The sequence below is a fragment of the Vibrio sp. B1FIG11 genome (genome assembly GCF_905175335.1).
Lineage (GTDB): Bacteria > Pseudomonadota > Gammaproteobacteria > Enterobacterales > Vibrionaceae > Vibrio > Vibrio campbellii.
Genome location: NZ_HG992751.1, coordinates 3,120,695 through 3,138,135 on the forward strand (window position 1 = coordinate 3,120,695; position 17,441 = coordinate 3,138,135).

Genomic DNA, 17,441 nt, shown 5'->3' on the forward strand with positions numbered 1-17,441 from the left:
GTTTTTTACTTTTCAAAACATATGCAATTGCTTGTTAAATGCACTCTTGTTATTCTCAAAGTTGCATCATTTTCGAGTGATAAAGAGAACTAAAATGGGATATGAACTTGTCGTCAAAAGAGCAAAAAGAATTGAAGGATTATTAGAACATTTGGGAGCTGAGGGCGTCGGGTTGGGTAGCAAAATTCGAAGCATCGAAGATCATTTCGATACAGCAACAAAACTAAAGCTCATTAGAATTAAGGATATCAGAAATATCATCATTCACGAGGACGGCAAAGAGCCAGAAGGGTGTTTATTCAACGAGTTTAAAAAGCTAACTGACAGTGTTATACCTGATCTACATATTTTAATCGACAATTACGGAACAGTTGATTGGAAAGCTAGCCATGAAAAGCATAATCACAACATGAACAAAAATTCCCAGCAAAACACCCAAAGTGCGTCACCTAAACCAAAGGAAAGTAGTGACTCTCAGTTACAACAGTCCATAGATGAGATATGGTCAACTATGACAGGTCTAGCTAAATTCACAGACGGCGTAATTAACTTTCTTAAAAAATTGTGACAATACTCATACAGTATCTCGATGCAAATAGTAAGGGTATAATCTTTAACAGATATACCCTTGCGAGATTCAGAAATTGAAAGGGACGACTACATCATCAAATGGAGACACTACCTTAGGTGAGTATTCTATACCTGTGATTTCAGATAATGTTTCAATTGTTACGCCTAGCTTTTGGGCTAGCATATCAAAAGATATTCCTAAGTCAGACTCTAAGACCTCTATCGCCTGATTCATGACATGAGGTGTTTCCATTGGAATTAGATCGTCTCGTCGCTCACTCTTCGTTTGTCCAGTTTTACTAAACCAAACATTCGCAGAGCGATACTGCTGCGCATTGATGAATCCTAAAAAATGAGCTCGATAAACAATCGCTCTTGCACTCACCTTCCATCGTTGCTTTAAATCATACAGCCTATTCCAGTTAATTCCTCTTGGAGTCAAACAAGTTGGAAACTCAACTGCAAACGCCGACCTAGGGAATAAGAAAGCACTCGCAAACATATCAGCTTCTTTTTCTGTACGTTTACATCCAGTTTCAATACCGTTATGCATAATCAAGTGACCACATTCATGCGCGATATCAAAACGTAGGCGGCAGATACTCCCTTTCGCATTATTACGAATAATTAGTGGGTATTTCCGATTCACCGAAAGTGCATCAACTTTATCAGAAACGCCATCAAAACAAGTAACAATAGCCCCTGCGTTTTCAGCGACATCAATCATATCATCTATCGGCGCATCAAGAGGAAGCCCCCAATACTTGCGAGCACCTTCTGCTATTTTTTCAATAATAGGAGCCGTAAACTCTGGAATTTTATCTGAATCAATTAAATTGAAACGATTTTCAGGTAACTCAAGGTTTTGATGAAGTATCCCAACTAACTGCTCTAAGACAGTACTGTATGACAATACTCTATTCGCTACGACTGCTGGTGTTGTCTTGCGCTTTCTGAAATGACACTGCTCTGCTTTCACATCACCGGATAAAGGCATATAAAAGAAATCGGCAGAAACACCAAGAAATTCAGCTAAAGCACCAACAACATCATCAGGAGGAGTTCTAGCTTCCCCTTCATACTGATGAATACTCTGGCGACTAGCAGAGACAGCTTCTCCTACATCTTGAAGGGTATACCCTTTTAGTGTTCGTGCGAGACGTAATCTCTCACCAACAAAATTCTCACACATTAACGATTACCATTTTGTACATCGCTGTCTTCGTCTGGTTTTTTCTTCACCGATACCTTAGCTTTATTAAGCTTAACAGGCTCAGGCAATGCTTCCGTTACCTTACTTAAGACAGGAACAGGTTGTTCTAGCGGCACTTCATATGCAGACACTTGCTCTTCATTGAGATACCCCGTAAAGGTAATACGCTCAACATATCGATCAGAATCAACTTCAACCGCAAAAAGCCAGCGAATATATGATGATTCACCGATATCTTCAAACAAAAATGTCATTTGTCGATGAGCTTCAGCACAAGCAATTTGACGTCGTTTACCCGGCGCTCTTGGAGAACCTCGATACATTCGAACAGGGACTCCTCCAATTGAAAAAGTGAAACGCCCATCATCCTTTAACATACCGAGCCATGACCAATTTTCAGCATCTAAAGTAGCCCAGATAATCTGCTGACGGCAGCACTCGTAAGCTCGTAAACCAGTCGAACGAGCAGTATCGCCCAACTCTTCATTATGTAAATCAATAACGTCGTCACGGACAGAGCGAATCAAAGAGGCAACTTGCTTAATACGTTCAGGTGTCAACTCTGGAACAATATCCCAAGGATCTTGCATATTTAAGGTTCCTAATAAAACTGTAGCAGTGAAATCTGCCATCAATATTATGCTTTTCTTGGCATTTGTCAACAGCATAAGAATGCGTCAAGCAAAATTAAAACAGTCACCAACTTTAAGCTAAGTCAACAAAATTTGTATTTTGGCTATTTAAAAACACTATCAATTTCAGAACCAGTTATAGCAGTGGATACATTGCTGCAATTATCCACCAGCATTAGCACAACCATCACGGGGGCAATATCATCACCACGTCAGCAAGGAATGACAGCAATCGCTATCACTACATTGCTACTACCAGTTATGAAATAGAAAGCCTGATCCCTTACGAAATCAGGCTTTCAGCTCATTACCGCATACTAAACAACAAGTTTTTTTAGCGCATTTCAGGTTGTACTTTTCTAGCATCAATGCAGCTTCATCAACCTCGTCGGGGTGAAATACCAAGGTCAAGCTCACCGTATAGGGTTAGTAACTGATAACACTAACTCACGAAACCACTCTCACACCCAATCACTCAGTCCTCACTACTAGGTAAATTACTATTTAAATCGGAGCTCTACCGGAGTTATTTATGTGTTTTTTAACCTCCACAGAAAAACAGCATCATTTCCAAAGTATCCATACCCCACATAGACAGCCAACTTCAACAAATTAGCTTCTAGTGATACCTCGTATCAGAAAAACCAAAACCAAACTGCCATATCATCATCGCCCCCACAGATAAAATCGAACTAAAACCCAACCAAAAACCAACCCACGCTCACTCCTCTTAACCCTCTGTGGTATAAAGAATTCATCCTCAACTCTCATAAACACAGTTAGGCATCAAGGAACAATAATGAGCAATAAAGAACAACCTAACCATGATGAAATCAAAGACACAGAGTTAACCCAATTTTTCCAAGATGAAACCAGAGACAGCACGACAGAATCAACTGACATTGAACTTGACGAATTTCTAGCTCAAGAACAAACCAATCAATACTCAAGCAACGAAGTCGATGATGAACTAGACCTCTACTTCGAGAATGAACAACAATCACCATGGCAAGCGCTCAAAGGTGATGATGAAGCGGTTCACATTGGCATAGATAGTGAGTACGTCTACAACGCCGAAGAGAACCGAAACGACATTCTGTCTTATCAGTACTACCTTATTTCAGGTGAACACCACATAAGCGATGTGGTACTGACTCCAGTCGCAGAGGTCATAAAGAAATCCAGAGCTGCAAATAAGAGCCGAGAGGACGAACTCAAAGCTATAAATAAAGTCAAGAAACCACGTAAGAAATTCGAAGAGTTCTTAGTTGAGATACTTCAAGCCGCTTTAGGTCGCGGGTTCATCAAAGGGTGGCCAAAATCCATCTACATCTACGCACATTACCTAAGAGCCGATATGGTTTCATTCGAGGCATTCTGGGATACCAGTCAGAAAGCGAAACTGGAAGTCGTCAGAAGCACATTAACCTCGACCCGTGGTACATATGGCATAGATTTAGATGCTGTAGGAAGAACCAAGCAAGCTTCAGAACCCGTCCACTTTACAGACAAGAATGGAAAGAAACGTGAGAGTCGCGTGCGCTTTGTCGATACCATGCTTCTATCCCCGGGACAAAGTGGACTTGATAATGCTGGGGAACTCATCGGTATAAAAAAAAGAAGTCATTCCAACGCCTTATCGCAAAGATCGCATGGACGAACTGCTCATTGCAAATGAACCACTCTTCCTTCGCTATGCCCTACGAGATGCCGAAATAACAGTGAGGTATGGATTCGATATGCAACAATTTGCACTAGAAGACATTAAAAAATCACTCAAAGATAAAGTTCCAGAAGAACGGTTAGACAAACTTCAATTTGAACATCTACCATCAACACTGGGTAACTTCTCAGTATCACTCTTCAAAGCACTCACGGGTGATAAAGATGCATTAAACCAAGCACTCGGCATGGAGACCAAAACGATTCAATACTGGAATCAAACAAAAGGTCGTGTCATACAGAAGAAAGAAACTGTCATCACAGCTGGTCGTCGTATCTTCGAACAATTGGCAATAGACTGCTTCCATGGAGGTAGAAACGAGTGTTACGTGTTTGGTGGTGCAAACTTAGGTGATTACAACGATTTCGACCTTGCTACAGCGTACGTCAATGCCTTAATGGACATTAACCCCGTAGACTTCGAGAAAAGCTTCACTTCAACCAATATCAGTGACTATCTTGGTCATAAAATGGGGTTTGCTTACGTTAAGTTCAACTTCAATAAAGACACTACGAAGTTTCCATGCCTACCCGTCAGAACTGATCTCTATGGTTTATATTACCCACTGGAAGGCTATTCCTACTGTACTGCGCCAGAACTAGAAGTCGCACATAATATGGGGTGTGATATTGAAATTCAGTTCGGTGTGATCGTTCCGTGGATTGAAGATGCCGAACCATTATTTAAAGGGTTCACCCAACTCATCCGTGAACAACGTCAAAAGTATACGAATGAGGGCGATAAATTCAGAGAGAAGCTATGGAAAGAGATTGGCAACACACTGTACGGTAAATTAGGACAAGGGTGCAAGGGACGCCGAGGCTTCAACTCCTTAGATGGGTTAAGCAAAAATATCCCACACTCTCCTGTAACCAACCCATATTTCGCAGCACATGCCACTGGGTTCGTTAGAGCCGTTCTCTCAGAGCAATTAGACGGGGTTCATAAACGCCATGGCGACGGCGTTACCGTTGTAAGTGCCACAACAGATGGGTATCTCGTAGACTGTACTGAAGAACAACTCCACGTTTCAGGAACTATCAGCCAACGGTTCAGTAAGATCTGTGAACAAACGGGAGACGGTAAGATGATTAAGCATAAACACCATGCTAAACAAATCATCGCAATGAAAACCCGTGGACAAATTACAGGTGAATACGGCAATACCGAACCCGTCATAGCAAAAGCAGGCGTTAAGCCACCAGAATCAGCTTTATCATCGCTAAAGGATGAAAATGCCTTCATGGTCGAACTGTTCTTAGACCGTTATCCCGGACAGAAGATCCCTAACAACTCATTGATTTCACCTCGTGAGATGTATCTTAAAGACATGGACTTGATAGAAATCCAACGAGAAAAGACACTCAATTTGGAGTTCGACTTTAAGCGTAAACCCGTAAATCCTCGCACGACCAAAATCCGCCACCCTAAAGGTCACATCGTCGAGCATATCTACTTTGATACCGTACCATGGAAGAACGAGCAACAAGGTCAACAGACTCGCGCATTATTCGATGGATGGCGACGCAATAACTGCCTTAAAACCATGGAAGATTGGGAGAACTGGATCGATTACAGCAAGACGAAGCCATTACTTAAAGGTTCACATATCAAATATGAAGAAGATGGTTCACATGGTGTCTTACTCAAGCTCGCATTAAGAGCACTGTCTAAAGAAAGCTACGGACTAACAAGAACCATCAAAGGTAAGAAGCTCACCATTAAACAGATCACTGCTATGTTTCATGATGCTGGATTTGAGATCGCAGACAATGCAATTAATAACTCACGCCAGTCGGAGTTTCGCCCTAACGTACTCGCAGCAACACCAAGATTGATCCCTCTATTAAGTTGGTTAAAAGAAACATTCCCTGACATGGAGATAGAGCATTTCTTTCATGAAGATGAACTAACTGAGGCATTAACGATGCTGAAAGCATATCGATAGTAGTAATTTTAACAGATAAATATGGAAGCCATCGCTACTGCTAGAATATCTAAGTCATTAATTTAAAATAAAAATACTAAGCAAAATGGATGTTGTATCTTGATATGATATTCAGCCTACGATTCTTCTCTAAGATTAGGACAACAATCAGGAGGGAATTGCATGACCGAATTACACTATCAAGATACAACATCCATCTTTCCACGTAACCATCTGATAAAAATGAAAATTATCATATTAACTAGAGCTGTACCCTCTTCGTTTCTTGCTGCTATGCAAATGAACTCCCTCTACTGCTCATTCTTATCCTAGTAGTAGCAATCAATTGTTAAATAAGATGATGCAATTGTTATTAGTGTCATTTCTGTGATCTAGATCAATCGATACAAGGTATTTTTGACGTGGGGATAACCTTTATAACAATGGGATAAGCTCCGGCTTTTAGTTGATCAGTAAAGTGGTGATACCCTCGTTAAAACCTGTATAAACGAGTATTTCACTGTCTTAAACCCGCTGAAAGCTAAGACCTCGATGCGAAAATTTAACAATTAAAAACAATGCTTTAAATCCATTTAAGTATGCTTTTAAATGCTCCTCAATTTCACTAAGGAGGCAGTAGCAATGGCAACTGAATCAACTAAAAATACAGTGGTCCTTTTCAACGATACCCTTGAATTATCACCGAGCACTTTATGTACTATGAATATAGTAAAAAACAATGTGAGTGTGCGGGCTGCTAATGGTAAACAAGTGGCTTATCTGGCTTTAAAAGATGAAAAAAGCCAAGCCATGCTTGATGCGTTACTTGCTGACCTAGAGAAAAAATGCATCCGCGACGCCAACTATTGGATTACTTTACCGACTGGTAGTTGGGTGCGTAAAAACTCAATTTTAGGCTACGAATTACACCAGAGTGAGAAACACAGTGGGGTCATCTTACGCACCCAGAACAACCGAATCTTATCTTTTATTCCATGTGCAGATCTGGATATGCAGCGTTTAATCGTCCAAGAGCTACACAAGGCAACCGAAAGTAAAACTCCATCTCGCCGTTACAAGCCAGATTGGAACTTTTATAACCAAGCAGCGTAACGCTGTTATCTTTATCATTTTATTAACTACGGAGTACAAACCCATGAATACCAACAATCAAAACCGTCACCAGCTACTAGTCGATGCTGTTTTTAATGGTCTGAAAAAAGGCAATCAAAACCGCAATTACCGCGTTAATGAAATACGTCGTGTTGCTGATGAAGTCACTCTTCAACATGGTAGCATTCCACGCCTTGGGATGATTTTGCGTAAATTACCTGAGAACCTCTTTCATGCTTATGATCTAGACCGCAATTCTTTTGGGTATAAAGAAACGACTGAGAAATTGAAAGCCACGATCAATGAAGTAATGGGGAAATCCATTTTTCCAAATGTCAAAAAATAAACGACTAAAGAAAGAAATTTTATGCCTTTTATTGCCCAGACCTTGCCTAGATTATTGAACTATTGAAGTGCTAGTTACCACCTAGCACTTCTTCATTCGCTCTTTACTCAAGCTTTCCTAGCACTGCACCTATAACCCCGCCAATGATGATACCTACGGGTGTTGCTAGTGGATGTGGCACTTTTGAGCCAATCACCGCGCCAATCACACAACCTCGCTTTGCTCCTTCAATACTCAACTCAACCTCACACTTATGTGGAACGTCACGTTCCGGTAAATAAATAGAAACAGCTTTACTCTGCATACCCTCTCCTTATTTCAGGAATGAAAAAGGGCGATACCTTCCGATATCGCCCTTGGATAATTACAAACACGGTTTAGTGAGAATGACCGCACACCTGACAGCTACCATCATCATAAGCACGCTCACCACATGCAGGACAGGTTGTAACTAATGTTGTTATTGATTTAATCGCCATGTAAAGGCTCCTTCTTGTTGGTTGATTAGGGTGTTGCGAAGCCCATTGATATCTCGGTCTAGAGAGTCCAATTCGAAACCGATACACCTTGAGCCAGCTCCGCAACAAAACTTATTGGGCTTTACCTTTAGGTGTATCTGGATCACATTGAGACACATCAGTAACACGACCATTCAAGGTTCCGCAGACATCAGCTTCCCATTGCACGATAACGCCATAAGCCGAAGTATTTTGAACTCCTGCTTTACCATTCCATTGAGGCTCTAGTAGTTCTTTCATTTTCGAAATATCCCCCGGATTTCCTCCGAATGTGCCCCCCGCAAATACTGGTGATGTAAATAGCGAAGTTAGACCTAGCAGGATGATGAATTTTTTCATTGTTGTTTTTCCTTAAATACGTAATGACGCCGCTAATAAAGACAGCGTTAACGTGAATGATGAATAGTTTAAAAGAGGAGATCGACAGGATGTGTCGCTCAGGTATAGAAATACTGAAATGATTAGTAGACGCCTTGGAGGGCATACTTTGAGGTGACCGATGAAAGCTATAGCAATATCAGTAACCTTATGAAAATTAGCTAGAAATAATCAGGTTCTTTCTCAGTGCGACACCACCTGACGAGCGACCTATCTACAATGCGTAGAATGAAAGAGCATGACAAACTAGCGAAACGACTTGGCATCATACTGACCCGTTTAAATACGGGTGAGAAGTTGTATCTGAACGATTTAAGTCGTGAGTTCGGAGTCAGTGAAAGAACCTTACAGCGGGATTTCAACCAGCGATTAAATTATCTACCTATACAGCGTGAAGGGGCATGCTACTCTCTTGACCCCAAAGTGCTAGGTAGGCAGAGCAATAACGAAATATCACTTCTGCTGCTGAACATGGGCTTTGATGGCTTGTTTTCAGGTAAACACTACTTGAGTAATGGCGTGTTGAATAACAAAACTCACCCACCTTTTCTATTCAAGAACCTACAAATTGAAGACATTAGTAACAACACATCTGTATTCGAGAAACTCATTGAATCGATACAACGCCGAAATGTCATCAGCTTTAACTGTGAAGGGAAAACTTACGATAAATTCCACGCATACAGGTTGGTGAATGACTCGGGCTACTGGTATGTCGCAGGGGCACAGAGAAACCGCCTAGAGTCACTCAGAGTCGCTAAGGTTCGAGGTTTAATCCGTTACGAGGATAAATACTCTCCTGACCCTAACGTTGAGCAGAAGCTGACTAGTCGAGGATATGAAGAACCTCTACTAAATCCCGTTGAGATAGTTATCCAGATGAGTAGTAAAGTGACAGAGGCATTCTTAAATGAAAGCAACACCAATAACTTCCAATTGCTAAAAGAACTGGATTCTGGTGATGTACTGGTGAGTCACCAAACTAAGAACATTCCAGAATTACTACGACAGCTCAAAACATGGCTGCCTCATGTAGAAGTGCTCTCACCTGACTGGATACGTTACTTATTCAGACAAGAGCTTCAAGTGTATCTGGACTCAACCAAGTAGAAGACACCGTACAGATTGAAGTGTGTCGTTGACCTTGGTGTTGGTTAGTCATCATGGGCTCCCGACACCAAAGTATAATGTCGTTTTGATTTGTTGTTGTAGCCCCTTCCTTCCATGGACAAACCACTATGCACCGGTTTTTAAGCTCTCTATGTCGGCTATGGGAGCTAGATCATTTTACAACATCATGAACCGATACCGATTAAGGAAAGACTCAAAACGATACTGTTTTTCACCGTTATTTAGAAAACACTTAAATAACTCCGGTAGGAGGTTGTTATTAAATGGGTATATCTATGATTTCTGATGCACGAACTCTGCTCCAAATCACTCAGTCCAGTCCGTATCTTTACCTAGGTGGTATCGCTAATTGATTAAGCTTCGCCACCATTGGCTATCTACTGGGTATGATAACTGTAGAACAGAAATATGAATTGAACTTGTCACTATAGATCCCAGTGACAAGTTCCACTTTAACTCAACAAGTAATGGGAGCCGATAATGTCAAAAGCTCGGTATAGACCAACCAAATTAGATGGACGAATCCACCGTGGCTTTTATCTCATCAAAAGCCCCCATTTCCACGTAGCTGAGAAAGTTGGTTTCCCATAGTGAATAGAACTCAGTGACACTAGATTCAGTAATGGGAACTTCACCCATGTATCGGATATAAGTTACTCCATGACCAAAGTCAAAGTCGATTTCTTTCTCAAGTTCAGGCATCAATCCACAGTAACTAAAGTCAGTGATGTAATCGAAAACCCATTGGTCATTAAGTCTAGTGATACGGATCTCGACAGGGTGATATCCTCCATTCTCTGGGCTGTAAGATTTCTGACGGAAAGAAAAGACAACCGATTGGATCATGGGTGTCCATTTACCTGATTCGGTGATCACTCGGTTTAGAGCATCTTGGAGGCTAGTTGATATAGGTAGCAAAAAGCGCTCAACATCAAACTGAAGTGCTAAGTTCATTATAAAATCTCTTTTAAGTTGTTAGGTGTACGCTCTTACTAAGAACGAGGTATGAAAATTGCGAAATGGCTAGGTTCGAAGTAGTTTTCCTCTCCCCTCCACTGATAACCCAAGAAATTTGAAATCCGTCGAGTTGTGATATCAGCACTGACCGTGTTACTCATCGTTCTTTAGTGGTAATCACTTGATGAAGTAAACAAGTTAAAGCTCATCGACCTAGCGGATTTCTTCTGTCGTCTTACTGTCTGGTAGGGTTATTTTTTCTTAGATATGGCTTGAGATTTGGCGAGTGCCAGTAATGCGCTTTTCTTCTCCTCGAAGTCTGTTGAAAGCACATGTAAATAGCGTGATGAATCCGTTTTTGATGCTAATCCTAAGTCCCGGATTATCACAGAACAGAACGAGTGGTTGTTTGCCGAGCCACCACTGAAAATCTGCTTGTACAGTGAACTCTTCCACGGTTTATCTTTCTGAGCTTCTATCAGTTCAAGCATTGCTGTAACGGATAGCCATTCTTTTGAATGAAGTCCTGCACCACCTTCCTGCCCTGTAATCCTGAAGTAGAGCTGTTTTTCTTCATTATGAAGTGCAACTTCATAAAGCACCTTCCCATTACCTGCTAACTTCGGTGCCGCTCCTGAAAGTACTATTTGTTCGAAATGATTAATCTCTTGATGCTGCTCATCTTGAGTGCCAGTATTAGGGAAGTCTGGGTCTACTTTGCGTTGGGTCATAGATATTCTCCTGTCGGTGATAATGTGAAATATTGCTGCGTGAGTGACGACTAGCTATCAACGTGAGCGAGTAGCGTCTGGATTGGATGAAGTTGAGAGGTAGAATGCCCGGCTAGGTAACAGCCTGAGCCTTGGTCGTTAAGTACACCTAACGCTATGACCATTGAGCCGATAAGTAGCACGTACTCAGGGTGAACAGTGACGAAATCAATCAGGTACTTGGCTTGTTCATCCATATCATGAAGGTCTTGATTGGTATCACTCTCATCGAACGAAATCAGAGTGATGCCTATTTCGTCCCAACTTTTCTCCAACTCATGTAAATCTCCATCTGTCGATTCAGTCAAATGCGTAATGAGATTAGCCTTATCTGAACTAGGCAAACGCAACCCCATTAGCTCTGTAAAAGTTTTTATTACTTGCATGTATTTCCCTTTATTCCAGATACGAAAAAGCCCCTACCAGCTCTCGCTAGTAGGGGCATATACGTAATTTTTATATATGTTTGATTTTGAGGTTAAAACTATCTAACTGATGCGGTGTGCTAGTCTTGGTGCCTGTTCTTTCAGTACAGAAGATAAAGTATCCGAGCTGTTGAGTAGCTTTTGCTGGGAATGTTTTACATACCTTTGGGTACTACTCAGGTCTTTATGATTCATTAAACGTTGCACAGTAAGAACATCAACACCGTTCTCTATCAAGTTTGTAGCAAAGCTATGACGCGCCACGTGAAAGCAAACTTCATGAGGATTCTTGATACCTGCTCGTTCCTTAATCCGAGCAAAAGCATTTCGCGGTTGTGAGATATAACTCCCCTCGTTACGTCCATAGAACACATAAGGATTTCCTTTCTTCCGCATGTTTAAGAGCTCCCTGAACAGTTCGACCATAAATGGAGTCAGCGGTACAGTCATGCTGGAGCCGTTCTTTGTGTCTGGAACGAACATGGTCTTATCAATCAGGCTAATATTTCGCCACTTAATCGTACGTAATTCAGAATCTCGACATCCCGTAAGGAAAAGCAGAGAAATGAAATTTCCAGTCACACGACAATAATAATCTCGTGATGCACGTATCACTGCGGCTGTCTCTTCCATAGTGAGATAGCGAGTTCGCATGTTGTCTGGATTGATAAGTGACACCTTATCGCCGATATAGGGTATGTCTAAAAGGCGGTATGCTTCCTTTAGGATGGTTTTCATCAAGGCAATAGTACGATCGACCGTGGCTGCTGCGTACTTCTTACCGGGGCGATACTCCGTTGCTAATAGCTTTGCTTGAACTTGATGAAGATGGACACCAGTTATCTTATCGATAGGCTTCGTATGTAGGTGCTTCCAGTGCTCAAATCTAGCGATATCATCACGCCATGTTTTCTTGCCTTTGCTTTTCTTCGAAACAATAAAGGTATCGTGGAAGAAATCGTACAAGGTCGGTACTTGGTTTTCGACCTTTTTATCGCGTTCAAGTTTCGGATCAATCCCATCGGCAATTTGTACCTTTAACTTGCGAGCTTTATTTCGAACGGTGGGCAAATCGATATCGGGCCACTGACCGAGTGCAATGCTGGATTTTTTCTTGGTGATTGGCGACACAAATCTTAATAAGAAGCGTTTCCTTCCGGATTTGCCTATAAGCAATTTCAAGCCCTGAACTTCGGTATCGGAGACTTCATTGTTGGTAGATTTAGATCGTCGATCATGAGGTGGGATGTTGTTTAGTTTGCTTGGGGTAAATTTGAAGAGCTTACTCATATGAATACCTCAGTAATTAACTAAAGTATTTATATATGTCTCAAATTTCATTAGAAACAAAAAATCAACACAATAAAAAACCAGACCACAACAAACATGTATCCATTGAAAGTGTACACGGTTCTGTTTTTGTAGCATTTGACCGTAGCGTAACAGTAACTTTTCGATTTTACGGTCTTTGGTATCTAACCATCGAGTCTTGAAGATATTCCAAACTAGAAATTCCCCAACGCTTTTCGGCTTACCAAATTGACCGTAGTGACCAGTAAAGCTTAGGTTCTGTTTTTGCTGTTCTATGCCTGAGTTGAACAGGAAGTTGTCCGTAAAGGGGCAGGGAGAGAAAATAAGAAGGGATTATTAGAAGTGTGATGAAGGGCTAACATTTCACATGTTCTGAAAGTAGAAAAGCCTCGATAAAAATCGAGGCTTTTCATAAAATTCTTTGTAAATTAGCAACTTAGACTAATTTTTTGAATCCGTCGTGTATACCAATTTCACCACACCGGCATCTCTGGGCTATTGCCCTTTGATGGTTGGCATTATACGGAAGCTTTTGACCTGCGCAAGCAGAAAAACCTTAAATAACTATCGTTTGCTGATAATTTCGCCACAAAGTGTGACAAAGGAGATCTCATCTTAGCTCAGTCTGCCGTTTCACTTTGTTATAACACCAACCATTAAACCCTATAAACGATTAACGGTAATATCCGAAACGTAACCATTACCAACATTAGATAGCGCACCATGAATCATCGTCGCTGCATCACCTGCGCTCATAAAGCTACTGGTGTCTAATGACTTACCGCTCGTCTCCCAAAATTCCGTTGCCATACCTCCAGGATACACAGCGATAATTTTCATTGGTTTACCTTTTAACTCCATACGAACGGACTCAATCAAACCTTTAACTGCCCACTTCACCGCACAATAAGTCGATTCTTGTGCCTTTGGCTGTTGTGCCGCTGTCGACATCACCATCACAACATTTACCGGCTGATCTTGATAACGTTTGACCAACTCTCGAAGAATATTAATCGCCGAAGTGAGGTTATTTTCAATCAGCTTTTGAATCTCTTGTGGGTCTTGCTCGGCCAACAAACCAAAATAACCACTTCCCGCACAATGAATCACGGTAGTAGGCGCTTGAGGTAACTCATCAAATAAATTCTCCACTTGCGATGCGTCGATCAGATCACAACTTCGCACCTGAGCTTTACTTGAGAGGTGTTGAGCAAGCGTATTTAACTTCTTTTCGCTGCGGCCAGTTAACAGTGTTTCTTTGCCTTGGGCATCATACAACTTAGCGAGCTGTGCACCTAAGCCACTACTTGCGCCTGTAATTACGATCATCTTGCACCTCTATTACATCATTCGTAATCTTGTTTTCTAAGCAAGGTACCCCATGTTTGGGGCTTTCACAGGTTACATGGTAGGAAGTTTGAACTCGATTGCTTTGTTGAGTGGTTGATTAGCGATAAAGCACTTGTGATTTGCCCGTAATTAGAGACTCTGTGCGTTAGCTCTCTTTTCACAAGCTAATGGAATCTATATTCTGACGCACAATTTTAAAGGTAAGTGATGGAACTATGACTACTTCTACAACTCTTCCACCAGCAGGCTTTTTCCGTCGACTCGCAGCGTTGTTTTACGACACACTGATTATCCTCGCGATTGAGATGATGGCTGCAGGCGTGGTAATGGCGATTGTTTTTGCGCTTAACGCGGCAGGCTTGTTGAGCTATGGAGAATATGTGGATGCAGCAGACATGCTAGGAAAGCATCCAGTATTAAGCCCACTATTTACACTATATCTTGCAGTGGTGTGGATCTACTTCTTTGTGTTCTTCTGGACTCGCGCGGGCCAAACCTTAGGGATGCGAGCTTGGAAAATGCAAATCCGTAACAGTAAAGATGGCGCACCAATTACGATTACTCAGGCACTAATTCGCTTAGCGACATCTGGCTTCGGCTTGGCAAACTTAACGGTGCCAATTGACCCACAAAAGCGTGGTTTCCACGATATTTGGGCAAAAACCGAAGTTGTTGTCTTACCGAAAGCAAAATAGCGAAACAGCAAAAGCAGAATAGAAAAAGGAAGGCACTATGCCTTCCTTTTTTATATTTATCGCTTTTGAAAACCTACAGTTTTCTTCTTAGCAAGGATACCGCGATTGCTAGGAACACCAAGCTAGGGGCTAATGCACCGAATACAGGCGGAATGCCATATACCAAGGTTAGCGGCCCAAAGAACTCACTGGATATGTAGAAGGTAAAACCTGCAACTACCCCCGAGAGCACCCTCGCTCCCATGGTCACGCTACGCAATGGGCCGAAAACAAACGACAACGCCATCAGCATCATTACCGCGATGGAAAGCGGCTGAGAAAGCTTGCGCCAAAATGCCAGCTCATAGCGTGAGGCGTCTTGCTCTGAAGCTTTCAAATAGGTCACATAGTCATACAAACCGCTTAGAGAAAGCTCTTCTGGCTTCACCGTCACAACCGCAAGCTTATCTGGCGCGAGCGAGGTGTGCCATTCCATCTGCTCTACGTCACGCTTGGTAATGACGTTCTCATTCTCCATATCCGTGACTTGTACGTAACGCATCAACCAGTTGTTGTCTTGCTGGTAATCCACTTCTTCAGCAAAGATGACTTTATCTAGTTTCTTATCTTCATCGAAACGCCACATGTTCAAACCGTAGAGTTTGTCATCTTCCACTTTTCCGATAAAGATGAAGTCATTGGCATCACGAGCCCATACCCCTGCCCGCACAGATACGATGCTACCACCAGACAAAGCAAACGCACGCAGGTCACGCGCCATCTTTTGCGCTTCAGGTGCGCCCCACTGACCCAACGTCATGACGATAAGCATCAATGGCACCGCGGTCTTAAGCACTGATAAACCGATATCCAACTTAGAGAAACCCGCCGCTTGCATAACCACAAGTTCAGAGCTTGATGCCAGCATGCCCAAACCAATCAAGGCCCCCAGCAGCGCGGCCATTGGGAAGAACATTTCGATATCGCGAGGAATACTCAGCAAAACAAAGTAAAGCGCATGCATTAAGTCGTAAGCACCACGGCCTACTTTACGCAACTGCTCTACGTATTTGATGATGCCCGACAAGCCAACGAAGGTCGCCAGAACTAAGGCAGTGGTAGAGATGATCGTTCTACCGATGTAAAGGTCTAAGAGTTTAAACACAGCTTACGCGAGCCTCTTCTTGCGGAATTTGTCTTTCATTCGTCGAACCGGAACACTGTCCATCATGTTTGCCAAGATAGCGACAATCAACAACATCGCATTGATTGGCCACATACCAATGGCAGCAGGAATCGCACCATCCTCTAACGCGGACTTCGTTGCACTGATGGCAAGGAAGTACGCTAGGTAAATCAAAATAGCCGGTCCCATTTTAGCGAAACGCCCCTGACGTGGGTTCACCGCCGACAATGGAATCACCAGCATGGTCAAAAGCGGGATACATACAAATAACGAAATACGCCATTGCAGCTCAGCTTGCGCTTCTGGATCTGGATGACCAATCAAATCGGCCGTTGGATACGCTTCCCAGTCACGCCCTTTTTGCTTCACTTCACGTTGACCAATCAAACCTTCGTATTGATCGAACTTGGTGATCATGTATTCAACGCGAGTCGGCACACCTTCATAGCGCGTACCTTCGTGCATAGTGATGATCTGGCGACCATCCGACAGTTCTTTTACTTCACCAGAAGAAGAAAACATTACGCTTGGTAAGATAGAGTCACGAGGGCGCATCTGTGCGACAAACACATTACTTAGCGTGCTGTCTTTGATGTCATCAATGAACACAACTGAAGAACCGTCAGGTGTTCCTTGGAACTGACCTTTTTTAAGTAGGTCTACGCTATTTTCAGCAGCAACTTGTTCGTAAAGTTGCTCTACGCGGTCTTGCGACCAAGGTGATAGCCATAATGCGTTAAACGCCGCCACACCAGAGGTAATGATCGCTAAGTACAACGCAGCCTGCACCAAGAACTTGTTCCCGATGCCTGTCGCGTTCATCACCACGATTTCACTTTCCGCATATAGGCGACCAAATGTGATCAATATGCCGATGTACAAACTCAATGGCAGCATTAATAGTCCCATTGCTGGCATGTTTAAACCAACCACTGAGAAAATTAATCCAGCAGGAATATCCCCGTCCGAAGCATCAGCGAGAACACTGATAAACTTCTGGCTCAAAAACACCAAAAAAAGCACGAAGAAAATCGCAAATTGGCTCTTGAGTGTTTCGCGGATCAAATATCTAACAATAATCACGCTGAAATTACCTATACAAAACTTGTTTTTTTGGTCGAATCACTATAGTTTCCCGTTGAACCATTTATTTTTTTAAAAATTATAAACTAGATGTTAGCGCTTAAATCAGCTCTGTTGGTAAGACCTGAGCTTAA

18 protein-coding genes are annotated in these 17,441 nt (G+C 42.2%); 7 read left to right on the plus strand and 11 right to left on the minus strand.

The features are described from left to right. The first annotated feature begins 94 nt into the window (after window positions 1-94). Window positions 95-568 (plus strand): hypothetical protein, encoded by a 474-nt coding sequence (locus tag KHO06_RS14495; protein ID WP_212581792.1) that lies wholly within the window; start codon window positions 95-97, stop codon window positions 566-568. A 69-nt stretch (window positions 569-637) separates the two neighbouring features. Here KHO06_RS14495 and KHO06_RS14500 read toward each other — a convergent pair whose 3' ends face one another. Further along, window positions 638-1,762 carry an XRE family transcriptional regulator gene (locus KHO06_RS14500; protein WP_074531561.1) on the minus strand — a complete coding sequence of 375 codons (1,125 nt, stop codon included), beginning with the start codon at window positions 1,760-1,762 and terminating at the stop codon, window positions 638-640. After that, the gene (locus tag KHO06_RS14505) at window positions 1,762-2,415 is read right to left on the minus strand and encodes a peroxidase (protein WP_228767618.1); all 654 of its coding nucleotides are present in this window, start codon (window positions 2,413-2,415) and stop codon (window positions 1,762-1,764) included. Before KHO06_RS14505 ends, KHO06_RS14500 begins: the two co-directional genes overlap by 1 nt. A gap of 799 nt (window positions 2,416-3,214) precedes the next feature. Between KHO06_RS14505 and KHO06_RS26565 the strand changes: the two genes are divergently transcribed. From KHO06_RS26565 to KHO06_RS14520, 4 genes are all read left to right on the plus strand, one after another. Beyond that, complete coding sequence (locus tag KHO06_RS26565; RefSeq protein ID WP_244858364.1) at window positions 3,215-4,093, plus strand: hypothetical protein; 879 nt, start codon at window positions 3,215-3,217, stop codon at window positions 4,091-4,093. Window positions 4,094-4,154: 61 nt separating this feature from the next. Then, window positions 4,155-6,086 (plus strand): DNA polymerase, encoded by a 1,932-nt coding sequence (locus KHO06_RS14510; RefSeq protein WP_244858365.1) that lies wholly within the window; start codon window positions 4,155-4,157, stop codon window positions 6,084-6,086. 621 nt (window positions 6,087-6,707) lie between these two features. Continuing rightward, a complete protein-coding gene (locus tag KHO06_RS14515) occupies window positions 6,708-7,178 on the plus strand; it encodes a hypothetical protein (RefSeq protein WP_212581793.1) in 471 nt (156 codons plus the stop codon). 43 nt (window positions 7,179-7,221) lie between these two features. Beyond that, window positions 7,222-7,524: a hypothetical protein gene (locus tag KHO06_RS14520; protein WP_244858366.1), complete on the plus strand. Its 303-nt coding sequence runs from the start codon at window positions 7,222-7,224 to the stop codon at window positions 7,522-7,524. Window positions 7,525-7,627: 103 nt separating this feature from the next. Here KHO06_RS14520 and KHO06_RS14525 read toward each other — a convergent pair whose 3' ends face one another. Both KHO06_RS14525 and KHO06_RS14530 read right to left on the minus strand, forming a co-directional pair. Continuing rightward, on the minus strand, window positions 7,628-7,828 hold the full coding sequence (locus KHO06_RS14525) for a glycine zipper domain-containing protein (protein ID WP_031841092.1): 201 nt from the start codon (window positions 7,826-7,828) through the stop codon (window positions 7,628-7,630). Window positions 7,829-8,114: 286 nt separating this feature from the next. After that, window positions 8,115-8,381: a hypothetical protein gene (locus KHO06_RS14530; RefSeq protein WP_212581794.1), complete on the minus strand. Its 267-nt coding sequence runs from the start codon at window positions 8,379-8,381 to the stop codon at window positions 8,115-8,117. A 267-nt stretch (window positions 8,382-8,648) separates the two neighbouring features. On the opposite strand from KHO06_RS14530, the gene KHO06_RS14535 reads away from it, so the two are divergent. Continuing rightward, the gene (locus KHO06_RS14535; protein WP_212582483.1) at window positions 8,649-9,530 is read left to right on the plus strand and encodes a WYL domain-containing protein; all 882 of its coding nucleotides are present in this window, start codon (window positions 8,649-8,651) and stop codon (window positions 9,528-9,530) included. Window positions 9,531-10,061: 531 nt separating this feature from the next. Here KHO06_RS14535 and KHO06_RS14540 read toward each other — a convergent pair. From KHO06_RS14540 to KHO06_RS14560, 5 genes are all read right to left on the minus strand, one after another. Beyond that, window positions 10,062-10,505 carry a DUF2787 family protein gene (locus tag KHO06_RS14540; RefSeq protein ID WP_212581795.1) on the minus strand — a complete coding sequence of 148 codons (444 nt, stop codon included), beginning with the start codon at window positions 10,503-10,505 and terminating at the stop codon, window positions 10,062-10,064. A gap of 254 nt (window positions 10,506-10,759) precedes the next feature. Then, complete coding sequence (locus KHO06_RS14545; RefSeq protein ID WP_212581796.1) at window positions 10,760-11,239, minus strand: hypothetical protein; 480 nt, start codon at window positions 11,237-11,239, stop codon at window positions 10,760-10,762. Between the two features lie 50 nt (window positions 11,240-11,289). Next, window positions 11,290-11,664, minus strand: coding sequence for a hypothetical protein (locus KHO06_RS14550; RefSeq protein ID WP_212581797.1), 375 nt, complete (start codon window positions 11,662-11,664; stop codon window positions 11,290-11,292). Between the two features lie 102 nt (window positions 11,665-11,766). Then, window positions 11,767-12,993: a site-specific integrase gene (locus KHO06_RS14555; protein ID WP_212581798.1), complete on the minus strand. Its 1,227-nt coding sequence runs from the start codon at window positions 12,991-12,993 to the stop codon at window positions 11,767-11,769. Window positions 12,994-13,677: 684 nt separating this feature from the next. Further along, entirely contained in the window at window positions 13,678-14,343 is a 666-nt protein-coding gene (locus KHO06_RS14560; RefSeq protein WP_212581799.1) for an SDR family NAD(P)-dependent oxidoreductase, read from the minus strand. A 236-nt stretch (window positions 14,344-14,579) separates the two neighbouring features. Here KHO06_RS14560 and KHO06_RS14565 point away from each other — a divergent pair, with 236 nt between their 5' ends. Next, window positions 14,580-15,059 carry an RDD family protein gene (locus KHO06_RS14565; RefSeq protein ID WP_005432836.1) on the plus strand — a complete coding sequence of 160 codons (480 nt, stop codon included), beginning with the start codon at window positions 14,580-14,582 and terminating at the stop codon, window positions 15,057-15,059. Between the two features lie 73 nt (window positions 15,060-15,132). Here the strand turns inward: KHO06_RS14565 and lptG are convergent, their stop codons facing one another. Next, a complete protein-coding gene (gene lptG, locus KHO06_RS14570) occupies window positions 15,133-16,203 on the minus strand; it encodes an LPS export ABC transporter permease LptG (RefSeq protein WP_005432857.1) in 1,071 nt (356 codons plus the stop codon). Between the two features lie 3 nt (window positions 16,204-16,206). After that, window positions 16,207-17,307, minus strand: coding sequence for an LPS export ABC transporter permease LptF (gene lptF / locus KHO06_RS14575; protein ID WP_005432848.1), 1,101 nt, complete (start codon window positions 17,305-17,307; stop codon window positions 16,207-16,209). Window positions 17,308-17,441: the final 134 nt, after the last annotated feature.

Bases quoted from the DNA above. Each gene is read 5' to 3' on its own strand.
- KHO06_RS14495 (WP_212581792.1), top strand. From the start codon at position 95: ATGGGATATGAACTTGTCGTCAAAAGAGCAAAAAGAATTGAAGGATTA.
- KHO06_RS14500 (WP_074531561.1), bottom strand. From the start codon at position 1,762: ATGTGTGAGAATTTTGTTGGTGAGAGATTACGTCTCGCACGAACACTA.
- KHO06_RS14505 (WP_228767618.1), bottom strand. From the start codon at position 2,415: ATGGCAGATTTCACTGCTACAGTTTTATTAGGAACCTTAAATATGCAA.
- KHO06_RS26565 (WP_244858364.1), top strand. From the start codon at position 3,215: ATGAGCAATAAAGAACAACCTAACCATGATGAAATCAAAGACACAGAG.
- KHO06_RS14510 (WP_244858365.1), top strand. From the start codon at position 4,155: ATGCAACAATTTGCACTAGAAGACATTAAAAAATCACTCAAAGATAAA.
- KHO06_RS14515 (WP_212581793.1), top strand. From the start codon at position 6,708: ATGGCAACTGAATCAACTAAAAATACAGTGGTCCTTTTCAACGATACC.
- KHO06_RS14520 (WP_244858366.1), top strand. From the start codon at position 7,222: ATGAATACCAACAATCAAAACCGTCACCAGCTACTAGTCGATGCTGTT.
- KHO06_RS14525 (WP_031841092.1), bottom strand. From the start codon at position 7,828: ATGCAGAGTAAAGCTGTTTCTATTTATTTACCGGAACGTGACGTTCCA.
- KHO06_RS14530 (WP_212581794.1), bottom strand. From the start codon at position 8,381: ATGAAAAAATTCATCATCCTGCTAGGTCTAACTTCGCTATTTACATCA.
- KHO06_RS14535 (WP_212582483.1), top strand. From the start codon at position 8,649: ATGAAAGAGCATGACAAACTAGCGAAACGACTTGGCATCATACTGACC.
- KHO06_RS14540 (WP_212581795.1), bottom strand. From the start codon at position 10,505: ATGAACTTAGCACTTCAGTTTGATGTTGAGCGCTTTTTGCTACCTATA.
- KHO06_RS14545 (WP_212581796.1), bottom strand. From the start codon at position 11,239: ATGACCCAACGCAAAGTAGACCCAGACTTCCCTAATACTGGCACTCAA.
- KHO06_RS14550 (WP_212581797.1), bottom strand. From the start codon at position 11,664: ATGCAAGTAATAAAAACTTTTACAGAGCTAATGGGGTTGCGTTTGCCT.
- KHO06_RS14555 (WP_212581798.1), bottom strand. From the start codon at position 12,993: ATGAGTAAGCTCTTCAAATTTACCCCAAGCAAACTAAACAACATCCCA.
- KHO06_RS14560 (WP_212581799.1), bottom strand. From the start codon at position 14,343: ATGATCGTAATTACAGGCGCAAGTAGTGGCTTAGGTGCACAGCTCGCT.
- KHO06_RS14565 (WP_005432836.1), top strand. From the start codon at position 14,580: ATGACTACTTCTACAACTCTTCCACCAGCAGGCTTTTTCCGTCGACTC.